The sequence below is a fragment of the Streptomyces africanus genome, from assembly GCF_030816955.1.
Lineage (GTDB): Bacteria > Actinomycetota > Actinomycetes > Streptomycetales > Streptomycetaceae > Streptomyces > Streptomyces africanus.
The window spans coordinates 5,874,511-5,898,131 of record NZ_JAUSYP010000001.1; the positions used below are offsets into that span (position 1 = coordinate 5,874,511).

27 protein-coding genes and 1 pseudogene are annotated in these 23,621 nt (G+C 71.0%); 16 read left to right on the forward strand and 12 right to left on the reverse strand.

Annotated features, from left to right (window positions below; genetic code table 11):
• Nucleotides 1-26: 26 nt before the first annotated feature.
• Nucleotides 27-1,100, forward strand: coding sequence for an SIS domain-containing protein (locus tag QF034_RS27390; RefSeq protein ID WP_307177430.1), 1,074 nt, complete (start codon nucleotides 27-29; stop codon nucleotides 1,098-1,100).
• A gap of 20 nt (nucleotides 1,101-1,120) precedes the next feature.
• On the opposite strand, the gene QF034_RS27395 is transcribed toward QF034_RS27390, so the two are convergent.
• Nucleotides 1,121-1,873 carry an SDR family oxidoreductase gene (locus tag QF034_RS27395; protein WP_307177431.1) on the reverse strand — a complete coding sequence of 251 codons (753 nt, stop codon included), beginning with the start codon at nucleotides 1,871-1,873 and terminating at the stop codon, nucleotides 1,121-1,123.
• Nucleotides 1,874-1,970: 97 nt separating this feature from the next.
• On the opposite strand from QF034_RS27395, the gene QF034_RS27400 reads away from it, so the two are divergent.
• Both QF034_RS27400 and QF034_RS27405 read left to right on the forward strand, forming a co-directional pair.
• Complete coding sequence (locus QF034_RS27400; protein WP_307177432.1) at nucleotides 1,971-2,663, forward strand: TetR/AcrR family transcriptional regulator; 693 nt, start codon at nucleotides 1,971-1,973, stop codon at nucleotides 2,661-2,663.
• Between the two features lie 384 nt (nucleotides 2,664-3,047).
• Nucleotides 3,048-4,514: a sensor histidine kinase gene (locus QF034_RS27405; RefSeq protein ID WP_307179984.1), complete on the forward strand. Its 1,467-nt coding sequence runs from the start codon at nucleotides 3,048-3,050 to the stop codon at nucleotides 4,512-4,514.
• A 205-nt stretch (nucleotides 4,515-4,719) separates the two neighbouring features.
• On the opposite strand, the gene QF034_RS27410 is transcribed toward QF034_RS27405, so the two are convergent.
• A complete protein-coding gene (locus QF034_RS27410; RefSeq protein WP_003992873.1) occupies nucleotides 4,720-4,977 on the reverse strand; it encodes a WhiB family transcriptional regulator in 258 nt (85 codons plus the stop codon).
• Nucleotides 4,978-5,299: 322 nt separating this feature from the next.
• The gene (locus tag QF034_RS27415; protein WP_307177433.1) at nucleotides 5,300-6,268 is read right to left on the reverse strand and encodes a diacylglycerol/lipid kinase family protein; all 969 of its coding nucleotides are present in this window, start codon (nucleotides 6,266-6,268) and stop codon (nucleotides 5,300-5,302) included.
• 116 nt (nucleotides 6,269-6,384) lie between these two features.
• Here QF034_RS27415 and QF034_RS27420 point away from each other — a divergent pair, with 116 nt between their 5' ends.
• A complete protein-coding gene (locus QF034_RS27420) occupies nucleotides 6,385-6,834 on the forward strand; it encodes a hypothetical protein (protein ID WP_307177434.1) in 450 nt (149 codons plus the stop codon).
• A 3-nt stretch (nucleotides 6,835-6,837) separates the two neighbouring features.
• Here QF034_RS27420 and QF034_RS27425 read toward each other — a convergent pair whose 3' ends face one another.
• The 3 genes from QF034_RS27425 to QF034_RS27435 all read right to left on the reverse strand — a co-directional run bounded on the left by QF034_RS27425 (nucleotide 6,838) and on the right by QF034_RS27435 (nucleotide 8,953).
• Nucleotides 6,838-8,001: an RNA polymerase sigma factor SigF gene (locus QF034_RS27425; protein ID WP_307179985.1), complete on the reverse strand. Its 1,164-nt coding sequence runs from the start codon at nucleotides 7,999-8,001 to the stop codon at nucleotides 6,838-6,840.
• A 17-nt stretch (nucleotides 8,002-8,018) separates the two neighbouring features.
• On the reverse strand, nucleotides 8,019-8,432 hold the full coding sequence (locus QF034_RS27430) for an ATP-binding protein (protein WP_003992877.1): 414 nt from the start codon (nucleotides 8,430-8,432) through the stop codon (nucleotides 8,019-8,021).
• A gap of 260 nt (nucleotides 8,433-8,692) precedes the next feature.
• Nucleotides 8,693-8,953 carry a UBP-type zinc finger domain-containing protein gene (locus tag QF034_RS27435; RefSeq protein ID WP_020274258.1) on the reverse strand — a complete coding sequence of 87 codons (261 nt, stop codon included), beginning with the start codon at nucleotides 8,951-8,953 and terminating at the stop codon, nucleotides 8,693-8,695.
• A 62-nt stretch (nucleotides 8,954-9,015) separates the two neighbouring features.
• On the opposite strand from QF034_RS27435, the gene QF034_RS27440 reads away from it, so the two are divergent.
• On the forward strand, nucleotides 9,016-10,614 hold the full coding sequence (locus QF034_RS27440) for a Na+/H+ antiporter (RefSeq protein WP_307177435.1): 1,599 nt from the start codon (nucleotides 9,016-9,018) through the stop codon (nucleotides 10,612-10,614).
• A gap of 16 nt (nucleotides 10,615-10,630) precedes the next feature.
• Here QF034_RS27440 and QF034_RS27445 read toward each other — a convergent pair whose 3' ends face one another.
• Together QF034_RS27445 and QF034_RS27450 are read right to left on the reverse strand one after the other, a co-directional pair.
• A complete protein-coding gene (locus tag QF034_RS27445; protein WP_307177436.1) occupies nucleotides 10,631-11,539 on the reverse strand; it encodes a 1-aminocyclopropane-1-carboxylate deaminase/D-cysteine desulfhydrase in 909 nt (302 codons plus the stop codon).
• Between the two features lie 10 nt (nucleotides 11,540-11,549).
• Nucleotides 11,550-12,014 (reverse strand): DUF6010 family protein, encoded by a 465-nt coding sequence (locus QF034_RS27450; RefSeq protein ID WP_307177437.1) that lies wholly within the window; start codon nucleotides 12,012-12,014, stop codon nucleotides 11,550-11,552.
• 292 nt (nucleotides 12,015-12,306) lie between these two features.
• Here QF034_RS27450 and QF034_RS27455 point away from each other — a divergent pair, with 292 nt between their 5' ends.
• From QF034_RS27455 to QF034_RS27465, 3 genes are all read left to right on the forward strand, one after another.
• Nucleotides 12,307-13,713 carry a family 2B encapsulin nanocompartment shell protein gene (locus QF034_RS27455; RefSeq protein ID WP_307177438.1) on the forward strand — a complete coding sequence of 469 codons (1,407 nt, stop codon included), beginning with the start codon at nucleotides 12,307-12,309 and terminating at the stop codon, nucleotides 13,711-13,713.
• A gap of 111 nt (nucleotides 13,714-13,824) precedes the next feature.
• Nucleotides 13,825-14,994 (forward strand): family 2 encapsulin nanocompartment cargo protein polyprenyl transferase, encoded by a 1,170-nt coding sequence (locus QF034_RS27460; protein ID WP_370880857.1) that lies wholly within the window; start codon nucleotides 13,825-13,827, stop codon nucleotides 14,992-14,994.
• 359 nt (nucleotides 14,995-15,353) lie between these two features.
• Nucleotides 15,354-15,971 (forward strand): GNAT family N-acetyltransferase, encoded by a 618-nt coding sequence (locus QF034_RS27465; protein ID WP_307177439.1) that lies wholly within the window; start codon nucleotides 15,354-15,356, stop codon nucleotides 15,969-15,971.
• Nucleotides 15,972-16,120: 149 nt separating this feature from the next.
• Here the strand turns inward: QF034_RS27465 and QF034_RS27470 are convergent, their stop codons facing one another.
• Entirely contained in the window at nucleotides 16,121-16,711 is a 591-nt protein-coding gene (locus tag QF034_RS27470) for a TetR/AcrR family transcriptional regulator (RefSeq protein WP_307179987.1), read from the reverse strand.
• A 112-nt stretch (nucleotides 16,712-16,823) separates the two neighbouring features.
• Here QF034_RS27470 and QF034_RS27475 point away from each other — a divergent pair, with 112 nt between their 5' ends.
• The 5 genes from QF034_RS27475 (at nucleotide 16,824) to QF034_RS27495 (ending at nucleotide 19,699) form a co-directional block, all read left to right on the forward strand.
• Nucleotides 16,824-17,408 (forward strand): dihydrofolate reductase family protein, encoded by a 585-nt coding sequence (locus QF034_RS27475; RefSeq protein WP_307177440.1) that lies wholly within the window; start codon nucleotides 16,824-16,826, stop codon nucleotides 17,406-17,408.
• A 26-nt stretch (nucleotides 17,409-17,434) separates the two neighbouring features.
• Complete coding sequence (locus tag QF034_RS27480) at nucleotides 17,435-17,710, forward strand: hypothetical protein (protein WP_307177441.1); 276 nt, start codon at nucleotides 17,435-17,437, stop codon at nucleotides 17,708-17,710.
• A gap of 83 nt (nucleotides 17,711-17,793) precedes the next feature.
• Nucleotides 17,794-18,207, forward strand: a complete 414-nt coding sequence (locus tag QF034_RS27485; RefSeq protein WP_307177442.1) for a YciI family protein — start codon at nucleotides 17,794-17,796, stop codon at nucleotides 18,205-18,207.
• A gap of 28 nt (nucleotides 18,208-18,235) precedes the next feature.
• Entirely contained in the window at nucleotides 18,236-19,456 is a 1,221-nt protein-coding gene (locus QF034_RS27490) for an RNA polymerase sigma factor (RefSeq protein WP_307177443.1), read from the forward strand.
• A gap of 9 nt (nucleotides 19,457-19,465) precedes the next feature.
• Nucleotides 19,466-19,699 carry a hypothetical protein gene (locus QF034_RS27495; RefSeq protein WP_307177444.1) on the forward strand — a complete coding sequence of 78 codons (234 nt, stop codon included), beginning with the start codon at nucleotides 19,466-19,468 and terminating at the stop codon, nucleotides 19,697-19,699.
• Here the strand turns inward: QF034_RS27495 and QF034_RS27500 are convergent.
• A complete protein-coding gene (locus QF034_RS27500) occupies nucleotides 19,696-20,430 on the reverse strand; it encodes a VOC family protein (RefSeq protein WP_307177446.1) in 735 nt (244 codons plus the stop codon). The genes QF034_RS27495 and QF034_RS27500 overlap by 4 nt on opposite strands.
• A gap of 105 nt (nucleotides 20,431-20,535) precedes the next feature.
• On the opposite strand from QF034_RS27500, the gene QF034_RS27505 reads away from it, so the two are divergent.
• Nucleotides 20,536-21,690 (forward strand): inorganic phosphate transporter, encoded by a 1,155-nt coding sequence (locus tag QF034_RS27505; protein WP_307177447.1) that lies wholly within the window; start codon nucleotides 20,536-20,538, stop codon nucleotides 21,688-21,690.
• Between the two features lie 16 nt (nucleotides 21,691-21,706).
• The gene (locus tag QF034_RS27510) at nucleotides 21,707-21,940 is read left to right on the forward strand and encodes a hypothetical protein (protein WP_307177448.1); all 234 of its coding nucleotides are present in this window, start codon (nucleotides 21,707-21,709) and stop codon (nucleotides 21,938-21,940) included.
• Between the two features lie 86 nt (nucleotides 21,941-22,026).
• Here QF034_RS27510 and sodN read toward each other — a convergent pair whose 3' ends face one another.
• Nucleotides 22,027-22,422 carry a superoxide dismutase, Ni gene (gene sodN / locus QF034_RS27515; protein WP_010040396.1) on the reverse strand — a complete coding sequence of 132 codons (396 nt, stop codon included), beginning with the start codon at nucleotides 22,420-22,422 and terminating at the stop codon, nucleotides 22,027-22,029.
• 222 nt (nucleotides 22,423-22,644) lie between these two features.
• Between sodN and sodX the strand changes: the two are divergent.
• Nucleotides 22,645-22,818: pseudogene (gene sodX, locus QF034_RS27520) on the forward strand (nickel-type superoxide dismutase maturation protease); the annotation flags it as partial.
• Between the two features lie 65 nt (nucleotides 22,819-22,883).
• On the opposite strand, the gene QF034_RS27525 reads toward sodX, so the two are convergent.
• Nucleotides 22,884-23,543 (reverse strand): CGNR zinc finger domain-containing protein, encoded by a 660-nt coding sequence (locus QF034_RS27525; protein WP_244204456.1) that lies wholly within the window; start codon nucleotides 23,541-23,543, stop codon nucleotides 22,884-22,886.
• Nucleotides 23,544-23,621: the final 78 nt, after the last annotated feature.

Here is a 23,621-nt window from a genome sequence, read left to right on the forward strand (position 1 = left end):
GCCCGCGCCCCGGAAGGAACCGCGCCATGAACGCCGCCGCCACACTGGACACCCTCAGCGCGCGCCCGGGCCGGATCATGGCCCGGGAGATGGCGGAGCAACCCGCCGTCCTGCGCCGGATCCTGGCCGACGGCGCCTCCGCCATCCGGGACGTGGCACGGCGGATCGCCGGCCGCGCTCCCCGCTTCGTCCTGCTGACCGCCCGCGGCACCTCCGACAACGCCGCCCTTTACGCCAAGTACCTCCTGGAGATCCGGCTCGGCCTGCCCTGCGGACTCACCTCGATGTCCACCACCACGGCCTACGGCGCCCGGCCCGACCTCACGGACGTCCTCGTCGTCACCGTCAGCCAGTCCGGCGGCTCTCCGGACCTGGTCGCCTCGACACGGGCCGCCCGCGAAGCCGGTGCGATCACACTCGCCGTCACCAACAACCCGGACTCACCGCTCGCCGGCGTCTCCGAGTACCACATCGACATCATGGCCGGACCGGAGCAGGCACTCCCCGCGACCAAGACGTACACCGCCTCCCTTCTCGCGCTCTACCTGTTCGTCGAGGGCCTGCGCGGCGGCGACGGCGCACCCGCGCACGTGCTGCCGGATCTCGCCGGGCACCTGCTCGCCCGGCAGGACGAGGTGCGCGCTCTCGCCGCCCGCTACCGTTTCGCCGAGCGCATGGTGATCACCTCGCGCGGCTACGGCTATCCCACGGCCAAGGAGGCCGCCCTGAAGCTGATGGAGACCAGCTACATCCCCGCCCTCTCCTACTCCGGCGCCGACCTGCTGCACGGGCCGCTCGCCATGGTCGACAACGTCTCCCCGGTCATCGCCGTGGTCACCGACGGCAAGGGCGGCGAAGCGCTCCAGCCGGTCCTCGACCGGCTGCGCGGACGCGGTGCCGACCTGGTCGTCATCGGCCCCAGGCACCAGGTCGAGCAGGCGTCGGCCGGCTTCGTCCTGCCGACGGAGGACGTCGCCGAGGAAGTTCAGCCCGTCCTGGAGATCATTCCCCTCCAGCTCCTGGCCTACGAGGTCACCATCGCCCGTGGCCAGGACCCGGACGCGCCCAGGGCGCTGGCGAAGGTGACGGAGACCCGTTGACCCCGTGAGCGACTCGTTGACTAGGTGAGCGAACCCCCCGTCACATCCACCCAGCTCCCCGTCACCCACCGCCCCCCGTCCGAGACCAGGAACGCCACCACGTCGGCGACTTCGGCCGGCTCTCCCACTCCGCCCAGCGCCGAATACGCCGCGGCCTTCGCCCAGCCGTCGGCACTGCCGTGCAGCAGCGGGGCCGTGTTGTCCGTGTCGATGATTCCCGGCGCCACCGAGTTCACCGTGATGCCCCGAGGGCCCAGCACCTTGGACAGGTCCCGCGAGAAGACGTCCAGCGCGCCCTTCGTCATGGCGTACGCCATGTTGTCCGGCATCGCCGCCGTCCGGGCCAGCCCCGAGGAGATGTTGACGACCCGGCCGCCGTCCCGCAGCCGGCTCATGCCCTGCTTGAGTATGAAGAACGGCGCCTTCACGTTCACCGCGAAGACCTTGTCGTACTCCGACTCGTCCAGCTCCTGGATCGGGCGCGTGTTACCGATCCCCGCGTTGTTCACCAGGATGTCCAGGCCGTCCGCGTGCCGGTCGAACTCCGCCCACAGTGCCTCGGCGTCCCCCGGCAGGCCCAGCTCCACACCCACCGTGAACGCCGAGCCGCCCGCCGCCTCGATCGCCGCGACCGTCTCCTTCGCCGCCGCCTCGTTCCTGCCGTAGTGCACCCCGACCCGCGCGCCGTCGCGTCCCAGCCGCTCGGCGATCCCTCGCCCGATGCCCCTGCTCGCCCCCGTGACGAGTGCCGTCCTGCCCGTGAGCACGCCCATGCCGGCGCCCCCTTCTCATTTTCCTAGCGGTCGCTACAGAAATGACCGTACAGCAGCCCGCCGACAATTTTCTAGTGGCCGCTATAAAATGCACTCCATGGCGAACGACGACGGGACCGCGAGGGCCGAGCGACACGGAACCGCGGCGGCCAAGAGCAACGGAACCCCGGCGGGCAAGGTCAAGGGAAGGCCGCGCGGGCGCCCCCGCTCCTTCGACCGGGAGACCGCCCTGGAGAAGGCGCTCCTGGCCTTCTGGGAGCACGGCTACGAGGCCACGTCCGTCTCCGACCTCACCCGCGTCATGGACATAGGCGCCCCGAGCCTTTACGCGGCCTTCGGCGACAAGCAGTCCCTCTTCGAGGAGGTCGTGCAGGTCTACGGCACGAGGTACGGCTCGTTCTCGGACCGGGCCCTCGCCGAGGAACCCACCGCCCGGGACGCCGTCGAGCGCACGCTGCGCGAGGCCGCCACCGCGTACACCGAACCCGGCCACCCGCACGGCTGCCTCGTCGTCCACGCCGCCGTGAACTGCTCGACCCCCGAGGTCGAACAGTCGCTGCGGGACCGCCGCAACGCCAACATCGCCGCGTTCGAAAGCCGTATCCGGGCCGATGTCGCCGTCGGCGTGCTGCCCCCGGGCACCGACGCCGCCGCCCTGGCCCGGCACACCGGAGCGATGATCCAGGGCATGTCGCAACAGGCGCGGGACGGGGTGAGCCGGGAGGAACTGGAGAGGGTCGCGGAAATTGCCATGTCCATCTGGCCCCGCACAGGAACCCACACGGGTTAGGCTGCGGGAGGACGCCGGCGCGTCCGAGCCGTCGGAAAATTAACAACAACGAACAGCCTCCAACGCATGGACACCCATGAGTGGTCTAGTCCACAATGCGTGATGAGAGCGCGTGTGCAGCGCGCACCAGCCTCCGCCTTCCCCGCACAGGAAGGCGGACCGAGGAACCGAGGCTCTCTGCCCTGACTGCCCCGGCTCCTCGCCCTTCGGCCGACCGGGACCGCACACCCCACGGCCGATACTGCTCCGGGCTGCGGTGCCGAGAGGGTTGAGGGTCCCTCTCAGGCGCCGCGGCCCGCGGGTGTTCCAGGAGCCCGTACCTGTCCGGGCCCGTACATTTCAGAGCCGTACAAACCCCCGGGTACGCTCGCTCACGTGCCCTCCATGAACGAACTCGTACGCCAGCACACCGCCCTCGACGACACCGATCTCGAGTGGCTCCACCTGCTGGTCTCGGAGTGGCAACTGCTCTCCGACCTCTCCTTCGCCGACCTGGTGCTGTGGGTCCCCACCAGCGACGGCACGCGGTACGTGTCCGTCGCGCAGATGCGGCCCAACACCGGTCCGACGTCCTACCAGGACGACATGGTGGGCCACCTCGTCCCGCGTGGCCGCCGCCCGATGCTGGACGCCGCCCTCGACGAGGGCCGCATCGTGCGCGAGGGGGACCCCGAGTGGCGCGAGGAGGTGCCCGTCCGGGTCGAGTCGATCCCCGTACGGCGCGAGGGCCGCGTCCTCGGTGTCATCGCGCGCAACACCAACCTCCTCACCGTGCGCACCCCGAGCCGCCTGGAGCTCACCTATCTCCAGAGCGCCTCCGACCTCGCACAGATGATCGCGGCCGGCTCCTTCCCGTTCGCGAACCAGCAGCTCGACATGGATGCCTCGCCCCGGGTGGGCGACGGCCTGATCCGGCTCGACGCCGAGGGCCTCGTCCAGTACGCCTCCCCGAACGCGCTGTCCGCCTACCACCGTCTCGGCCTCGCCTCCGACCTCGTCGGCCAGCACCTGGGCAGGACCACCGCCGAACTCGCCCCGACCAGGGGCCCGGTGGACGAGGCGCTCGCCAAGGTCGCCAGCGGCTGGGCGCCGCGGGAGTTCGAGATCGAGGCCACTGAGGGGGTCATCCAGTTCCGCGCGATCCCCCTCAAACCCAAGGGCACCCGCATCGGTTCCCTCGTCCTGCTCCGCGACGTCACCGAACTGCGCCGCCGCGAACGCGAGTTGATCACCAAGGACGCGACGATCCGGGAGATCCACCACCGCGTCAAGAACAACCTCCAGACGGTGGCGGCCCTGCTCCGCCTTCAGGCCCGGCGCATCGAGTCCGACCGTGGCCGCGAGGCCCTGGAGGAGGCGGTGCGACGCGTCGGATCGATTGCGATCGTGCACGAGACGCTCTCCCAGAACCTGGACGAGCGCGTGGAGTTCGACGAGATCGCCGACCGCGTCCTGGCCATGGTCGCGGAGATCTCCCCGGGCAAGGTCGCCGGCCGGCGCACCGGCCGCTTCGGCATCCTCGACGCCGAGGTCGCCACGCCGCTGTCGATGGTGCTGACCGAGGTTCTGCAGAACGCGCTGGAGCACGGCTTCCGCGAGGGCGACACCGGCACGGTCGAGGTGTCGGCGGTTCGCGGCGGTACGTCCAAGGAGGCCCGCCTGCTGGTCACCGTCCAGGACGACGGCGTCGGCCTTCCGGAAGGCTTCGATCCGCAGACCGCGGGCAATCTCGGTCTCCAGATCGTACGCACCCTGGTGGAGGGCGAGTTGGGGGGAACCTTCGACATGGTCCCGGCCCCGGAGCGCGGCACCCGGGTGATCCTGGACATCCCGGTGCCGACGCGGAAGTAGAAGCGGCAGCATCCCGAGGCCGGTGCGCGTCCCTCGGAAGGGGCCCACAACAGCATTGAGCCCCGGGCCATCAAATGGCCCGGGGCTAAAGCTCGTTGCTGCTTAACTAAGCGCATCGGGGGAACTGCGCGCTGCGGCTCGGGGGCGGGAGATGCGTACTCGCTGTACGCGCCGCCAAGCTCAGGCTGTCAGCAGGGGTGGGTTGTCAGGCGGAGGCCTGACGGGCCCGGTTGCGGGCGGCGCGGCGCTTCATGGCGCGGCGCTCGTCCTCGCTGAGACCACCCCAGACGCCGGAGTCCTGGCCGGACTCGAGCGCCCACTGCAGACACTGCTCGATCACCGGGCAGCGACGGCAGACGGCCTTGGCTTCCTCGATCTGCAGCAGCGCAGGACCGGTGTTGCCGATGGGGAAGAAGAGCTCGGGGTCTTCCTCGCGGCAAACGGCGTTGTGACGCCAGTCCATGGCTGCTACCTCTCCTTGGTATTACGTGCAGGGCTTGCTTGTGAATGTGAACGCTTTCACGAATCCCTCAACAAGTGAAGGGCCGACTGCCAGGTTCCCCGGCGAAGGTCCTGTGAGTTGAAGAGGGGTTCTGGTGATCAGTGGAGGCCGGTGTTGCGGGCCGTCTCGATCGCCACGTAGAGACTCGCAAACCTCAGCGGCGGATACAACCCCTTCTGGAAAGTTTTTTTTGATTCTTCGGTGTCGACTAGGTCACAGCCGTACTTCCATGGGGTGGATCCTGGCCTAAACGTTCGAGTGAAAGGACTTTAGCCAGTTCTGCTCACACAATCACACGCAGTGCACGACGAACGCCTGTGAACGTCACGCTTGTGCGCAGCCCCAGGTGGTCACCGTCCATCTGGAGGGGGAGTGGCACCTTCGAATGCAAGGTGAACTCGGTCAAATCGTGCAGAGAGGTGGCGTGCTTGCCACGGGGTCCGCGCTCAGGGGACGAAGTGAGCAACTGGGTGCCATACCGGGCAACCGCCGCCGTGGAGAGCCGGCTGAGACCGAAGAGATCCAGTCCGGTATCGAACGAGGCCTTAGGTGCCGCGTAGATCGGGCGATTCCCCAGAAACGTCCATGGGGAAGTGTTCGAGACTATGGACAGCACCAGATCGGTGACCTGATCCTCGCCGGCCCGCTCCAGCGTGATCGTCCCGTGCCGGCGGTTCGGCTCGCCGAGGAGCTGGCGCACGACCTGGCGGACGTAAAGAGCGTGTGTGGATTTCCGGCCGCGCTCGCGGTGCTGCTCCACCCGGCCGACCACGCCGGCGTCGAAGCCGAGCCCCGCGTTGAAGGTGAACCAGCGGGAGGGCACTGCCTCGTCCTCCGTGCCCGGAGTGCCGGAGGTCAGGCCCAGCCCGACGGTGCGTTCGCTGCCGTCGCGCAGGGCGTCCAGCAGAGCCCCGGTGGCCTCCACTGCGTCGTTGGGCAGGCCCAGGGCGCGGGCGAAGACGTTGGTGGAGCCGCCCGGGACCACCGCGAGGCCGGGGAGACGCCTCGGATCGGGACCGGCGTGCAGGAGGCCGTTGACCACCTCGTTGACCGTGCCGTCGCCGCCGAGGGCCACCACCAGGTCTATGTCGTCGCTCTCCGCCGCATGCCGGCCCAGGTCGCGCGCGTGGCCGCGGTACTCGGTGGTGACCGCTTCCAGCTTCATCTCGCTGGCGAGCGCGTGGATCAGTACGTCGCGTGTGCGCGCACTTGTGGTGGTTGCCGCCGGATTGACCACGAGAAGTGCACGCATGACTGGCAGCGTACCTACTGGGTGGTACCGGGCCCAGACCGAGGTAGGGATCAGGTAAGAGAGCGGGGGTGAACCTCACCACGAGGGGCGCGTACGACCAGGGCTACCCTTCAGGGGTGAGCAGTGAGCAGACCCCCACCACCCCGGACATCACCGGCCCCCGCCCGCGGCGGCTGACGTACGCCGCGCTGCTGGCCGCACTGGAAGGGCTCGCGCTGGTCGTCGGCGGCGTCTGGATCCTCGTCCTCGGCCTCACGGGGCATCCGGACGACCGGCAGCAAGCCGTCACCGGAGGCATCACGCTGGTCGTGCTCGCACTGCTTCCGCTGCTCGCCGCGCGCGGGCTGCTCGGCCGCCGCAGCTGGAGCCGCGGCCCGGCCGTCATCACCCAGCTCATGGCGCTGCCGGTGGCCTACAACCTGCTGCAGGCCGACAGCATGGCCATTCCGGCCGGGATCGCCCTCGCGGTCGTGGCCGTCGCCTCGCTCGTACTGCTGGTGAACCCGGAGACGACCCGGGCCCTCGGGATCCGCGGGCCCGGCAACCCCGGCAACGTGGAGAAGTAGCCGTCACTCCTCGACGAGGAGCTTCTCCCGGAGCTGCGCCAGTGTGCGCGCCAGCAGCCGCGAGACGTGCATCTGCGAGATGCCGACCTCCTGCGCGATCTGCGACTGGGTCATGTTGCCGAAGAACCGCAGCAGCAGGATCCGCTTCTCGCGCGGCGGGAGGTCCTCCAGCAGCGGCTTGAGGGACTCCCGGTACTCCACGCCCTCCAGCGCCTCGTCCTCCGCGCCGAGGGTGTCCGCGACCGCCGGCGACTCGTCGTCGGTGTCGGGGACGTCCAGGGACAGTGTGGAGTACGCGTTGGCGGACTCCAGGCCCTCCAGGACCTCCTCCTCCGAGATCGCGAGCTTCTCGGCGAGTTCGTGGACCGTGGGGGAGCGGCCGTGCAGTTGCGAGAGCTCGGCCGTGGCCGTGGTCAGCGACAGGCGCAGCTCCTGGAGGCGGCGCGGGACGCGCACCGCCCAGCCCTTGTCGCGGAAGTGCCGCTTGATCTCGCCGACGACCGTCGGGGTCGCGTACGTGGAGAATTCCACGCCGCGGTCCGGGTCGAAGCGGTCGACCGACTTGATCAGCCCGATCGTGGCGACCTGGGTGAGGTCGTCCAGCGGCTCGCCGCGGTTGCGGAAGCGCCGCGCGAGGTGCTCGACGAGCGGCAGGTGCATGCGGACCAGCTGGTTGCGCAGCTCCGCGTACTCGGGGCTGCCGGGGCTGAGGGTGCGCAGTTTGAGGAACATGTCGCGCGCCCCGCTGCGGTCCGGGGAGCCGTGCTGCGCACCCTGTGTGTGGTGCGCGCGCGGCGCTGCGTCCTCGGAGTGTCGCTCGTGCTCGCTCATCGTCCCGCCCGTCGCCCTTCCCCGAGCCCTCGCCTCCTCCTCCACTCCCGGCTTCGCGCGAGTGGGGGGACCCCCTTGGGCGGGAGATGCCGCGATCCCGCCGCCCGGAGGCGCGCTCCGCACGGCACCGTCCCGGTCCCGCCGCTCGCCTCCCGGGAGGACGGCCCCCGCGGAGTCGTCCTCGGGATGCGGTCGGGCCTGCTCGGGGATGCCGTCGATGCCGTCCGCCATGCGCCGGGTGCCGCTGGGCGCCGTGCCCGCACCCGGGGCCGTGCCCGCACCCGGGGCCGTGCCCTCGGCCGGCAGCTCTCGTGTGCCGCGCTCTTCGTCCCGCACCGGCCCGTCCTCGTTCCTCACGCCGGCCCGGGTCCCGCGCCGCGCTGTTTGTAGAGGCTGATCGAAACGGTTTTGTCCTTGTCCACGGCGGAGGAGACCTTGCCCGCCAGAGCGGACAGGACCGTCCAGGCGAAGGTGTCCCGCGAGGGGGCATGACCATCCGTGGTCGGCGCCGAGACGGTGACCTCGAGCGAGTCGTCGACGAGGCGGAAGACACAGCTGAGCACCGAGCCGGGCACGGCCTGCTGAAGCAGGATCGCGCAGGCCTCGTCCACCGCGATGCGCAGGTCCTCGATCTCGTCGAGGGTGAAGTCCAAACGGGCCGCGAGACCGGCCGTGGCCGTACGCAGCACCGACAGGTAGGCACCCGCGGCCGGCAGCCGGACTTCCACGAAGTCCTGAGTCGCGGGCTCGCCTGCGATCTGGGACACCCTCACCTCCATGGTGGTACAAGCGTTTCAGGGCCGAGGGTCGCCCCCCGGGGTAACGCGATACGTGGTTCAGCGGTGACGCTACCGCGCTCTCTACGATCCTGTCCCTGGGACCCCAACCCCTTGCCGTCACTCACAGTAAACCTGTGGATACGCTCCGTGTCTAGGGGGTTGGCGGGCCCAAATGGGAAGAGCGCGCGCCGGATTGACGTACCCAGACGTCAGACGGTCGAACCGTCCGGCGCCGGGGTCCTGTCGAGTCACACCAGGACATGATCGACGAAACACCAGCGCCAGGTCTCTCCGGGCTCATGGGTCCGCATCACGGGATGCCCGGACTCCTTGTGGTGCTCCGCCGCGTGCCGCCCCGGCGAGGAGTCGCAGCAGCCGACGTGACCGCAGCTCAGGCACAGCCGCAGTTGCACCGGATCCATGCCCTCCGCCAGGCACACCGGACACGTCTCGCTGAGCGGGACGGGTTCGGGGTGCGGCAGCGCGTCGGCATGCGTGCACTGTTTCATGATTGCCAGGTTACGACGGTCGGGCGGAAGACCGCGTGGAAAAACGAGGGCGGGCGAGAACGATGGACGTGATGCCACTGCTGTTGCTGGTGGCGGGCAGCGCCGGGATCGCCGCGGTGGCCAGGCGCACACCGGTTCCCGCGCCGCTGCTGCTGGTGGCGGTCGGGCTCGCGGTCAGTTCCGTCCCGGGCGTGCCGGACTACACCCTCGACCCGCATGTCGTCCTGCCGCTCCTCCTGCCCCCGCTGCTGCACACGGCCGCCACTGACAGCTCGTACCTCGACCTGAGGGCGCAGTTGCGGCCGGTCGCGCTGCTGTCCGTCGGGTACGTGCTGTTCGCGACCTTCGCCGTCGGCTGGGCCCTGTACCTGCTCGTGCCGGAGCTGCCGCTGACCGCGGCCCTGGTCTTCGGCGCGGTGGTGGCGCCGCCGGACGCGGTCGCGGCGACGGCCGTGGCACGCCGGGTCGGGCTCCCGTCGCGGATCACCACGATCCTCCAGGGCGAGTCCCTGCTCAACGACGCCACCGCGATCACCGCCTACCGGGTGGCCCTGGCCGCCGCCGTCGGCGAGGGCGCGACCTGGGCCGGCGGCATCGGTGAGTTCCTGCTCGCGGCGGTCGGCGGAGTCGTGGCCGGGCTCGTGCTGATGGCGCCGATCCACTGGATTCGCACGCACGTGAAGGAGGCGCTGTTCCAGAACACGCTCTCCCTGCTGACCCCGTTCGTCGCGTACGCCGTCGCCGAGCAGGTGCACGCCTCCGGCGTCCTCGCGGTCGTCGTCGTGGCGCTCTACCTGGGACACCGCGCGTGGGAGGTCGACTTCGCCACGCGGCTCCAGGAGGAGGCGGTGTGGAAGATGGTCGCCTTCGTCCTGGAGTCGGCGGTGTTCGCGCTGATCGGACTCCAGCTGCCGGTGGTGCTGAGGGGGCTCGGGGAGTACGAGGGGGCCCTGGCCGCCTGGTACGCGGTCGCCGTCTTCCTGGTGGTCGTCGCGACCCGGTTCGTGTGGGTGTACCCGGCGACCTTCCTGCCGCGGCTGCTGTCGGCCCGGATCCGGGAGCGGGAGGCGAGTCCGACCTGGAGGGGGCCGTTCGTGATCGCGTGGGCCGGTATGCGGGGCGTGGTCTCGCTGGCCATCGCCTTCTCGATCCCGCTCACCCTGCACGACGGGGAGGAGCCCTTCCCGCACCGCAACCTCATCCTCTTCCTGACCTTCACCACGGTCATCGGAACGCTGGTCGTGCAGGGCCTCACCCTGCCCCCGCTCATCCGTCTGCTGAAGTTCCCCGGGCGGGACACACAGGCCGAGACACTGGCCGAGGCCAACGCCCAGGCGCAGGCCTCACGGGCCGCCGAGCGGCTTCTGGACGAGCTCCTCACCGACGAACGCAACGCCCTGCCCGCCCCGCTCGCCGACCGGCTCCGCATCGTCCTGGAGCGCCGCCGCAACGCCGTCTGGGAACGCCTCGGGCAGGCCAACCCGGTCACCGGGGAGTCCGTCGACGACACCTACCGGCGGCTGTCGCGGGAGATGATCAGCGCCGAGCGCGAGGTGTTCGTCAAGCTCCGGGACGCCCGGTACATCGACGACGAGATGCTGCGGACGCTGCTGCGCAGGCTGGACCTGGAGGAGGCGGCGGCCTTCCGGGAGACGGCGTAGGACGGCGTAGCGGGCGTCATGGGAAAGGGCGGCCGGTGATCACAGCCGCCACCGTCGTCCCGCGCGGGAAGGCGCCTTCGCCGGCCAGGGCGACGAGTCCGTACAGCAGCTTGGCGACGTAGAGGCGTTCGACGGGCAGTCCATGGCGTTGCTCGAAGTCCGCGGCGAAGGTGTCGAGCTCGTCGGGCACGCGCGCGTAGCCGCCGAAGTGGAAGCGGTCGTCGAGGCTCCAGGTGCCGTGCGGGCCTCCGAAGGCCTGTTGCTGCAGGGACCTGACCTCGGCGGTCAGGAAACCGCCCTTGAGGACCGGGACACCGAGGGCGCGCTGCCCAGGTGTGAGTCCGGCCGCCAGTCCCGCCAGCGTGCCTCCGGTGCCGCAGGCCACGGCGACGACATCGGCCCGGCCGTGCAGTTCGGCGCCGAGCGCTCGGCAGCCGCGTACGGCCTGCGCGTTGCTGCCGCCCTCGGGGACGACGTACGCCTCCTCCGCGTCCGCCGCGCGCAGGATCGCGGCCAGGGTCGGCGGCTCGGACTTGCGGCGGTACGTCGCCCTGTCGACGAAGTGCAGCCGCATGCCGTCGGCCGTACAGCGGGTCAGCGAGGGGTTGAGGGGCCGGCCGGCCAGCTCGTCGCCGCGTACGACACCGACCGTGCGGACGCCGAGCAGCCGGCCGGCCGCCGCCGCGGCACGCAGGTGGTTGGAGTAGGCGCCCCCGAAGGTGACGAGGGCACGGCCGGCCGCAGCCGCGAGATTCGGCGCCAGCTTGCGCCACTTGTTGCCGATCAGCTCCGGGTGGATCAGGTCGTCCCGCTTCAGCACCAGCCGCACGCCGTGGCGCTCGAACCGGCTGTCCACGACCTCCTGCACCGGCGAGGGCAGCCGGGGACGCAGCGCGGTGGATCCGGGGGTGTCGGGGCTGGTCACCGGGCCATTGTCACCCGAGGGTGGGGGAGGGGGACTCGGGGCTGACGCCGTCCCGCGAGCCCGGTCCGGGCTGCGGCTGCCCGGACCGGCGGCGGCCGCGTACGAGGTCGATGAGTGACGGGCCGCCCCGCAGGCACCACAGGGCGATCACCGGATCGCAGATCGCGCAGCCCAGGGAGGAGGTGTGCGCGAAGGGGATGATCGGGTTGCCCTTGACGTGGTGGACGATGTCCCACGCCGTGTGCAGCAGCCAGCCGATGCCGATCCACGTCCACGATTCCAGGCCGCGGAAGGCGACGTAGGTGAGCAGCACGGTGAAGGGGAACTCCCAGCCGCCCATGCCGCCGCCGCTGAGGTACGCCGCGCCGGCGCCGCCGACCATGACCGCGTTCAGGCGCCGCCGGTGCGGTTCGCGCACGAGGGACATCAACAGGGCGTAGAGGATGCCGATGCCGATCGGCGCGATGTACTGCATGAAGGAGCCGTTCTCTGGAGTCGGTGGCAGGAACGGATCACCACGCTAGGCCCGGTTCCGCGCGCTCCCCAGCGGCATTACCGACAGGTTCCCACGGGTATTCGCCAGCCGCCCGGGGCCGGTTCGTGCCGCCCGCGACCGGACGGGAAAGCGGGCCCCTGCCCAGCAGTACGAAGATCCATTCCCGCTCTTTCGTGTAATAGCACCACGACGCCGTGTGAGGAAGGCTTGAGCGTGCACATCGATGCCCGAGGCATATGGGCGTCGGTCACAACCGGGAGGGCAGTTCTCTATGTCGGTAGGCGAAGAGGTCCGCACGGAGCAGACCAAGCCGCAGCAGAGTCTCGGCACGGCGGCCGCGCGGAACCTGGCCACCACGACCAAGTCCGTGCCGCAGATGCAGGAGATCAGCTCCCGCTGGCTGCTGAGGATGCTGCCCTGGGTCGACATCCAGGGCGGTACCTACCGGGTGAACCGGCGGCTGACGTTCGCCGTGGGCGACGGCCGGCTGACGTTCGTGAAGACCGGCGACCGCGTCGAGATCATCCCCGCGGAACTCGGCGAACTGCCGGCGCTGCGGTCGTACGAGGACGAGGAGGTGCTCTTCGAGATCGCCCGGCGCTGCGAGCAGCGGGAGATCGCCGCGGGCGAAGTGATCGCCTCGTTCGGCAGCCCGTCCGACGAGGTGTACCTGCTGGCGCACGGCCGGGTGGAGAAGGTCGGCACGGGCCCGTACGGGGACGACGAGTCCCTCGGCGTCCTCGCCGACGGCGCCTACTTCGGCGACGACGCGCTGCTGAACGAGGACGCGATCTGGGAGTACACGGCCCGCGCGCTCACCCCGTGCACCGTCCTCGTCCTGCCCCGCGCGGAGTTCGCGCAGATCGCCGAGCGCTCGGACACGCTGCGCGAACACCTCCAGCAGCTCCGCTCGATCCCCTCGCAGCGCTCCAACAAGTACGGCGAGAAGGAGATCGACCTCGCCGCCGGCCACTCCGGTGAGCCGGACATCCCGCACACCTTCGTCGACTACGAGGCCAGGCCCCGTGAGTACGAGCTGAGCGTCGCGCAGACCGTGCTGCGCATCCACACGCGCGTGGCCGACCTCTACAACCAGCCCATGAACCAGACCGAGCAGCAGATCCGGCTGACGGTCGAGGCGCTCAAGGAGCGCCAGGAGCACGAGCTCATCAACAACCGCGACTTCGGACTCCTGCACAACTGTGAGTACGACCAGCGGATCCAGCCGCACGACGGCGTGCCCAGCCCGGACGACCTGGACGAACTGCTCAGCAGGCGCCGCGGCACCAAGCTGCTCCTCGCCCACCCGCGCGCGATCGCCGCGTTCGGCCGTGAGCTCAACAAGCGAGGTCTCGTCCCCGAGACCATCGACATGGCCGGCAACCGCATCCCCACCTGGCGCGGGGTGCCGATCTTCCCGTGCAACAAGATTCCGGTGACCCCGGAGCGGACGACGTCGATCATCGCCATGCGTACCGGCGAGAGCGACCAGGGCGTCATCGGCCTGCGGGCCTCCGGCATCCCGGACGAGATCGAGCCGAGCCTGTCGGTGCGCTTCATGGGCATCAACGAACAGGCCATCATCAAGTACCTGGTCACGGCCTACTACTCGGCCGCGGTCCTGGTACCGGACGCGCTCGGTGTGCTGGAGAACGTCGAGATCGGCCGCTGGCGGTGACGCTTCCGGTACGCCGGCGGTGTCCGCGCTCGGCGGCGCGGGTACACCCTCGGGGTACGCGCCCAGCGGCAGCGGAAGCGTCGGCGTCCGCTCAGTCTCCGAGGCGGTCCCATGGGTGAGTTCCTTACGGAGTTCAGGACGCAGACGGCGCTGCCCGCCCCCGGTGGGCAGCGCGGTACCGAGCCCGGGCGTGCGGCCGGGGCGCCGGAAAGGCGGGGGCTCATCGGGACGCAGCGGGGCGGCCGGCCGGGACCGGACGAGGGCCACGAGGCGGTCATGCTCCTGGAGCGGGCCCGGGCGGAGGTCGACCCGGTACTGCGGGACGCTCTCGGCTCGCTGCCCGGGCCGATGCGCCGGATCGCGCGCTACCACTTCGGCTGGGAGCGGGCGGACGGTACGCCGGCCGAGGGCGGCTCCGGCAAGGCGATCCGGCCCGCGCTCGTCCTCGCCGCTGCGGCCGCCCTCGGCGGCCCCGAGGCACGGGCGGCGGCGGTCCGGGCGGCCGCGGCGGTGGAACTGGTCCACAACTTCACGTTGCTGCACGACGACGTGATGGACCGGGACACCACCCGGCGCCACCGGCCCACCGCGTGGGCCGTGTTCGGTGACGCCGATGCGATCCTCGCCGGGGACGCCCTCCAGGCGCTGGCCGTGCGACTGCTCGCCGAGGACCCGCATCCGGCGGCGAAGGCCGCCATCGCCCGGCTCGCGGACTGCGTGGTCGAACTGTGCGCGGGACAGCATGCGGACACGGCCATGGAGCAGCGTGCTCCGGACGAGGTCACGCTCGACGAGGTGCTCGCCATGGCGGAGGCCAAGACGGGCGCACTGCTGGGGAGCGCCTGTGCGCTCGGCGGGCTGTACGCGGGTGCCGGGGACGCGGACGTGGCGGCGCTGGACGCGTTCGGCCGGGAGGCCGGGCTCGCCTTCCAGCTCATCGACGACGTCATCGGCATATGGGGCGACCCGCGCCGCACCGGCAAGCCCGTCGGCGCGGACCTGGCCGCCCGCAAGAAGTCCCTGCCGGTCGTGGCGGCCTTCGCCTCCGGCACGCCGGCGGCCGCGGAACTGGCCGAACTGTACGCCCGGCCCAGTGAGAAGGAGGACCTCGACCACATCGCCCTGACCGTGGAGCGGGCGGGCGGCCGTGACTGGGCACAGAACCAGGCGGCCGACCGGATGGCCCTGGCGATGCAGCAACTGGCCCGCGCGGTGCCGGACCCGGAGGCGGCGGGCGGTCTGCTGGCCCTCGCCGAGTTCGTGACACGGCGCAGCAGTTGACGGCCAAGGGTGTGGACATCGGCCGTCCGCACCGGCCGGCGGTGCGAACATCGGCCGTCCGCACCGGCAGGCGATGTGGCAACCGGCCGTCGGCGGCACCTGAGTCGACCTTCGGGTGACCGAAGGGCAGGACTCCGGAGCGCCGGGGCCGTGCGGCTCCACCCCGTACGGCCCCGGGCCTCCGGCCGGGCGGGTCCCGCACTTCCCCACGGTGTGCGGGGCCCGCCCCATAGGCCGGTGGCGACAGGAGCTTTGGGCGACTGTCCGATGAAATCCCGCCAAGCTCCCGCCCCATGGGCCGGGACGGCTCCCAACCGCCCTACGATCAACGCCCGTCGGGACGAGTGAAGGGGCGGGACATGGGTGTGGCGATCCGGACGGCGGGCGTGGAGGACCGGGAGCTGGTTGTCCGGCTGCTGGACGAGGCGTTCCAGGACGATCCCGTGAGCGGCTGGGTCTTCCCCGGGGCGGAGGACCGTCGTGCCCACCATCCCGGGCTCATGGCCGCCTTCACCGACATCGTGCTCGAGGCCGGGCGCATCGACCTCACCGAGGACGGTTCGGCCTGCGCGCTGTGGCTGTCCATGCCGGCCGACGACCATGACGGCGACGCCGAGGACGACAGTCCTGCCCAGATACGTCAGGCCGTCGACCCGGACAACGAACGCGTCGAGGCGATCGCCCGGCTGACCGCCGCCATCCATCCCTCCGGGCGGGCCCACGAGTACCTGTGGATGATCGGGGTGGCCCCCGGCCGCCAGGGCGAGGGGCTCGGCACGGCGCTGATCGAGTCGGTCCTCGACCGTTGCGACCGTGAGGGACTGCCCGCCTACCTGGAGGCGAGCAGCGCCCGCAGTCGCAAGCTGTACGAGCGTCTCGGCTTCGAGCTCGCCGGCCCGGTGCTCGGCCTCCCGGAGGGCGGCCCGGCCATGTGGCCGATGTGGCGCGAGCCGCGCGCCGCCGGGACCGCGTCCTGACCCACTCCGCCGACTCCCGGCCTGGCTGACGCCCGCCCGGCCGGTCCCGTGGTCCGGCCGACCCCTGGCCGGCTGGCCGGCCCCTTGGTGCGTCTGCCTCTCCGGCCGGCCCGAACCCCAGCTGCCCCGCCCTCAGCCGGCCGCCCCTCCTACCCCTCCGGCAGCACCGTCGCCACGATCTTCTCCACCAGCCCCTCCGGCACGCTCACCCCGGGCAGTACGCCCTCCAGGACGCCCGGCAGGGTCAGGTGCTCCAGGAGCAGGCCGAGCATGGCCAGGTACAGCACGGCGACGGACTCGTCGCCGCCGGGGAGGCCGGCCGCCCGGTGGAACTCCATGGCCTCCTCCAGGTCACCACGGACCGACTTGGTGTAGGAGGCGAGCAGTTCGGGACGGCGGGTGGCCTCCAGGCGCAGTTCCATGAGGGCCAGATAGCCCGTACGGTCGCGGGTCGCGCGGGCCATCAGGTCGTCCATGAAGGCCCTGACCAGTGAGCGGTCCTTGGGACGGGTCATCAGCCCGGCGACCACGTCGGGGTCGGGCGCGAGCCGTACGTGCAGCCGGGTGTCGATCTGGCGCAGCAGGTCGCCGCGGTCCGTGAAGTAGTTGGAGGCCGTGCCCACGGGCACGCCGGCCTCAGCGTCCACCGCGCGGAACGTCAGCCCGCGCGCTCCCTCGCGCGCGAGCACCTCGACACCGGCGTCGACGAGCGCGGCCCGGCGCCCCGGATTGCTGACCATGCGGAGTCCCTTCTCCCACTTCTCGCGGTTCACGGATAATCCCTTGCAACTACTACATCATGAGTACTACAACTGAAGTCGTTGCAGTGGCAGCCTACGAAAAGAGACCGGCTTGCGAAAGCTCACGTACTTCATCGCCTGTTCGATCGACGGCTTCATCGGAGACCCGGACGGCGACGCGACGTCGATGCTCCGCTTCCTCGACGAGGAGTTCCTCGCCTTCCTGAAGACGGAGTATCCGGAGACCGCGGCCACCCAGGGCCGCCGGGCCCTCGGCTTCGACGACCTGCCGAACAAGCGGTTCGACACCGTCATCCAGGGGCGCGGCAGCTACGACCTCGCCCTGAAGGAGGGCATCACCAGCCCGTATGCCCACCTGCGCGAATACGTCGCCTCCCGCACGCTGAAGGAGTCGCCCGACCCGAACGTCGAGATCATCGCGGACGACCTGGTCGGAAAGGTCCGCGAACTGAAGGCCGAGGACGGCGAGTCCGGCATCTACCTGTGCGGCGGCTCCAAGCTCGCGGGCGAACTGCTCGACGAGATCGACGAGCTCGTCATCAAGACCTACCCGCTCGTGTACGGCACGGGCATGCCGATGTTCGGCTCGGGAATCGCGATCTCGGACTTCACGCTCGAGTCGGTGCGCACGTTCGGCAACGGGCTGCTGGTGCGCACGTACAGCAGGAAGCGCTGAACCCCCGACCGGCCTACCCTGAGGACATGGGCAGCGAAGGACACACCTGTCCGACCTGCGGACAGCCGGTGGAAACGGTCGTCCGGCGCCACAAGACGCTGGGCGCGTGGGTCCCCGTGTGGGTGGCGGGCCCCTGCCGCAACCCCGAGTGCGGGGCCTATGAAGCGGAAGACGCCGAGGGCGGCCGGACCGGCGAGGAGACCCGGCCCGCCGACCCGTCCCGGTCCGCCGAGGACACCGCCCCGCCTGCGACGACCCCGCGCGACGACGCCCCCGGAGAATCCGTCCCGGAAAGTTCCTGAGTCCGTGTCGAGAATCCCGGTCCGGCTCCGACGTCCCCTGTGAGAGCCGCCACCGGGGCGGTGAGAGCCGAAGGAGCGGACTGATGAAGTACCTGGTCATGGTGCAGGGCACGCAGGCGGACTACGACGCCATGCGCGGCAGGGCGTCGGCGCACTCCCCCGCGTGGAGCGAGGAGGAGCTCCAGGCCATGTTCGCCTACATGGGAGCCATCAACGACGACCTCTCCGAGACGGGCGAATTCGTCGACGGGCAGGGCCTGGCCGAGCCGGCCCAGACCCGGCACGTCACGCTCGGTGACGACGGCAAGGCGGTGATCACCGACGGCCCGTACAGCGAGACCAAGGAGCTGCTGGCCGGCTACTGGGTCCTGGAGTGCGAGAGCCTGGAGCGGGTCACCGAGATCGCCGAGCGCGTCGCCCGGTGCCCCCAGCCGGCCGGTGCCCCCGACCACCCGGTCGTGATCCGTCCGATCATGGACGGCTCCGGCGACATCTGAGGGCCTGGACACGCCGACGGGCGAGCCGGTGAGGAGCACACCCGAGATCGAGGACCTGCTGCGCCGTGACGCGCCGCAGGTCCTCGGCGCGCTGGTCAGGCGGTACGGGCACTTCGACGCCGCCGAGGACGCCGTACAGGAGGCGCTGCTCGCCGCAGCCGGGCAGTGGCCCTCGGCGGGCGTGCCCGGCAATCCGCGCGGCTGGCTCATCAGAGTCGCCTCCCGGCGGCTGACCGACGCCCTGCGCGGTGAGGAGGCCCGGCGGCAGCGCGAGGAGCGGGCGGCGGCGCTCACGCCCCGCGACGCCTTCACCGCCTCGCCGCCCGGGGAGCGGGCTCCCCGCGAGGACGACACGCTCTCGCTGCTCTTCCTGTGCTGCCATCCGGACCTGACGCCACCCGCCCAGATCGCGCTCACGCTGCGCGCCGTCGGCGGGCTGACCACGGCGGAGATCGCCCGCGCGTATCTGGTGCCGGAGGCGACGATGGCGCAGCGGATCAGCCGGGCCAAGCAGAAGGTGCGGGGCGTGCGGTTCGGTCGCCCGGAGCGCTGGGAAGAGCGGCTGCCGTCCGTCCTCCAGACCCTCTACCTGATCTTCAACGAGGGGTACACGGCCACTTCCGGAGCCGCTCTCCAGCGCCGTGACCTCGCGGGCGAGGCCGTACGCCTGACCCGTACGGTCCACCGGCTGCTCCCCGACGACTGCGAGGTGGCCGGCCTGCTCGCGTTGATGCTCCTCACCGACGCCCGCCGTGACGCGCGCAGCGGACCGCACGGCGAGTTGATCCCCCTCGACGAGCAGGACCGGGGCCGCTGGGACAAGGCCGCGATCGAGGAGGGCGTCGCGCTGGTCACCGGGGCGCTGTCCCGGGGGCGGCCGGGGCCGTACCAGCTGCGTGCCGCGATCGCCGCCGTCCACGACGAGGCGCCCTCGCCCGAGGCGACGGACTGGGCCGAGATCCTGGGCCTGTACGACGTCCTCGTACGCCTGGTCCCCGGCCCCGTCGAACGCCTCAACCGCGCGGTCGCCGTCGCCATGGTCCACGGCCCGCACGCCGGTCTGACCGAACTGGAGGCTTCGGCAGGCGAGTTGAAGGGGCACCGCGTGGACGCCGTACGGGGTCACCTCCTGGAACGCGCGGGCGATCCCCAAGCCGCCCGGGCCGCCTACGAGTCGGCGGCCGCGCAGACCCTCAGCCTGCCCGAGCAGCGTTACCTCATGGCGCGGGCCGCGCGGCTGAGGGACTAACGTGAAGGCATGGGCATGACGGGGGAGCGCCGCCGCCGGGTATGGCGCTGGGTTGTGATCGTGTGGGTGCTCGCCGTGGCCGTCGCCGGTGGACTGACGCTGTGGCTGCGGGACTCGACGGAGCCCCAGGGCCCCTACGTCTGGGAGAACACGAAACCCGACGAGACGCCGGACCTGCCGCCCTGTCCGACGCCGGACAGGGCCGGACTGCCCGTCGCGTGCGCCTACGTCGAAGCGCACTAGACGCGCGCCGCGCCCGACACCGGATCCCGGGTCGTCAGGCAGTACGTGCCGCCCGCCGGGTCGCGCATCACGGTCCAGCCGGAGAAGCCGGCCACGAAGGCGGCTCCGAGTTCCTCGTGCCGCGCCCGGGTCGCCGCGACGTCCGCGCAGGCGAGGTCGAGGTGGGCGGAGGCCGGGCGTTCCTCGTCGAGGCGTTGCAGGAGCAGACGGACCGGCAGACCGGGCGGCGGCTCGACCACGTGGAACTCGGGGAGGGCGCCCGGCAGCGACTCCCAGTCGGCCAGCAGCGCGCTCCAGAAGGCGACTTCGGTGTCGAAGGCCGAGGGTGCGACGTCCACGCACACCTGGTCGAGCCGGCTGCCCCGCACCACGTCCGGGCGTGACGACTGCCCGCGCCAGGGATCCGCGCAGAACAACTGCCCACCGGGCGAACGCAGCACGACGAGTGAACCGAGGTCGGTCACAACGCTCGCGCCGAGCCGCACCGCCGCGGCGGCGAACTCCGGTACGTCGTCCACACAGAAGTCGATGTGCGCGCCGCCGGAAGGCGGCCCGACCGCCTGTACCTTCACGCACGCGTCGGCGCCGTCGGGAAGCAGGGTGACGAACTCGTCGTGTTCTCCGTGCAGTTCGGACAGCCGGGTGTCCGTGACCGCCGTCCAGAAGTCGCAGGCGGCGCCGAAGGTCTCCCGCGGGCGGTCGATGAAGGCGTACGTCCAGCCGATCCTCATGGGCGCGATCGTAGAGGGCGTGCGCCACCGCCACCCGCGTGAACCTCGACCAGCCCTCGCCTCGCCGTTCCCCGCCTATTGGCCTGTACTTGTTTGCATTCAGGAATGGACCACATCACGTTCCTCGTGGCGGTCGTCATCGTGACGGCGCTGGCCTTCGACTTCACCAACGGATTCCACGACACGGCGAACGCGATGGCCACGTCCATCGCCACCGGCGCACTCGCTCCCCGTACGGCGGTCCTGATCAGCGGTGTCCTCAACGTGATCGGTGCCTTTCTGTCCACCGAGGTCGCCAAGACCATCTCCGGCGGCATCGTGGACGACACCCTCGTCACCCCGGGGATGATCTTCGCGGGACTGGTCGGGGCGATCCTGTGGAACCTGCTGACCTGGCTGGTCGGACTGCCGTCGAGTTCCTCGCACGCCCTGTTCGGCGGGCTGATCGGGGCCGTGTGGGTCGGGGCGGGCAGCCACGGCGTCAACTTCGACAAGGTCGTCGAGAAGGTGCTGGTGCCGGCGGTGGCCTCGCCGGTCGTGGCCGGTGTCGCCGCGCTGCTGGCCACCTATCTCGCCTACCGGCTCACCGACCGCGCCCGCAAGGACTCCGTGACCAAGGGTTTCCGCATCGGTCAGATCGCCTCGGCCTCGCTGGTCTCCCTCGCCCACGGCACGAACGACGCGCAGAAGACCATGGGCGTCATCACCCTCACCCTGATCTCGGCCGGCGCGCTCGGCCACCACGCCGGACCGCCCCTGTGGGTGATCGCGTCCGCGGGCCTCGCCATCGGCCTCGGCACGTATCTCGGCGGCTGGCGCATCATCCGCACCATGGGCAAGGGCCTCGCCGAGATCCAGTCGCCCCAGGGCTTCGCCGCCGAGACCGCCTCCACCACCGTCATCCTGACGTCCGCGCACCTCGGTTTCGCCCTGTCCACCACCCAGGTCGCCTCCGGCAGCATCCTCGGCGCGGGACTCGGCCGCAGGCTCGCGGAGGTCCGCTGGGGCGTCGCGGGCCGCATGGCGGTCGCCTGGCTGATCACGCTGCCCGCGGCCGCCCTGGTCGGCGGCCTGGCCGCGAGCGTGGTGCAGAGCGGCGGCGACCTCGGTACGGCGGTCGTCGCCCTGGTCGGCGCGGCCCTCGCCGCGGGCATCGTGGCCGTCTCGCGCCGCAACCCGGTGCACGCGCACAACGTCAACGACGCACACGAGGTCATCCTGCGCACCGAGCCGCCCGCCAAGGTCGGCACGGCCGCCTGAACGAAGGGGAGTCGGCATGCATCCGGACTGGACCGCACGCGGCCAGGTCACCGCGGTGAGCATCGGCGTCCCCGTCGCCGTGGTCGTCGTCTTCGCCCTCGGCGTCCTCGGCCTCGCCCGACTGGAGGGCGCCCGCGAACAGCCCGGCCGCACCCCGGCCCCCGGCCTCACCCAGGCGGCGCTGTGCTTCCTCGCCTGCGCGGCCGTGGTGGCGTACGGGATCGTGCTGCTCGTCCCGCAGTTCCACTGACCGGCACCGACCGCCGCCCACGACGGCCCACGACGAAGGGGCCCGGCCGGTTCTCCCGGCCGGGCCCCTTCGGCTGCCCGTGGACTTCAGGCCTTCTTGGTCTCCCAGAAGATCTTGTCGATCTGGGCGATGTAGTCCAGCGCCTTCTGGCCGGTCGCCGGGTCGGTCGAACCCTTGGCGGCGGAGAGGGCCTTGAGGGTGTCGTTGACCAGCTGGTGCAGCTCGGGGTACTTCTCGAAGTGCGGCGGCTTGAAGTAGTCGCTCCACAGCACGGACACGTGGTGCTTCGCGAGCTCCGCGCGCTGCTCCTTGATGGTGGTGGCACGCGCCTGGAAGTGCGGGTCGTCGTTGCCGGCCATCTTCTCCTGGATGGCCTTCACCGACTCCGCCTCGATGCGGGCCTGGGCAGGGTCGTACACACCGCAGGGAAGGTCGCAGTGTGCGCTGACCTTGACCTTGGGGGCAAACAGGCGGGAAAGCATGGAGCATTCCTTCCTCGTGATCGTCTTCTCACAGGGGACATTACTCCGTGGGGGAGCGGTTTTCGCGAGTGCCCCCTTGGGCTTAGGACAAAAGTCCAGGGTGAGACTGAGACTGTGGACGAAGAACCGGGGAGGTGCCGGGTGATGCCGGAGCTGTCGCAGGAGTCCGAGCGGGGGAGGTCGGCCGCGCCCTTCGGGATGGCCGAGGTGACCGGTCCGTCCATGGTGCCCACGCTGTACCACGGGGACCGGCTCCTGGTGCACTACGGAGCCCGGATCAAGCCCGGTGACGTCGTCGTGCTGCGGCATCCCTTCCAGCAGGACCTGCTGGTCGTCAAGCGGATCGCCCAGCGGCGCGAGAACGGCTGGTGGGTGCTCGGGGACAACACGTACGCCGGCGGCGACAGCACCGACTACGGCGTCGTGCCCGACGACCTGGTGCTGGGGCGGGTCCGGTTCCGCTACCGGCCGCGCAGGCCCGGGCTGCGCTCGCCCTGGGCGCTGCTGGGCTGGGCGCTGTCGGCCGCCAGGCCCGTGCTCTCGGGCAGGTCCGGCCGGGCCGCCTCCAGGCGTTTGCGGGCGCGGTAGGCCGCGACGTTGGCGCGGGTGGCGCAGCGGTCGGAGCAGTAGCGCCGGGAGCGGTTGGTGGAGGTGTCCAGGTAGGCGTTGCGGCAGGGCGCGGCCTCGCACAGGCCGAGCCGGTCCACGCCGTACTCGGTCAGATGGAACGCCAGGCCCATCGCCGCGATCGCCGCGTACCCCGCGGTCGCGTTGGACGGGTGGTCCGCCAGGTGCATGTGCCACAGGGGACGGCCGTCGTCGTCGCGGACGTCGTGCCCGGAGATCTGCGGGCTCACCGGGAACTCCAGCAGCAGTGAGTTCAGCAGGTCCACGGCGAGCGTCTCGTCGCCCGTGTCGGCCGCCTCGAAGACCGCGCGCAGCCGGGCCCGGACCGAGCGGAAGCGGGTGACGTCCGCGTCAGTGGTGCGGCGGGCCGCCGACTGGTTGTCGACGAACAGCTCGCGGACCGCCTCGACCGACGTCAGGGTGTCCTTCCCCCGGGCCGGTTCCTCCGTGTTGACGAGGCGCACGGCGTAGTCCGAGTAATAGGCCAGTTCCACTTGTAGTCCTTACGGAGGGGCTTCAGTGTCGTGAGCGCGCACTTGTAACAGCTGATGGCGCTTCCAGGGTATTACGAG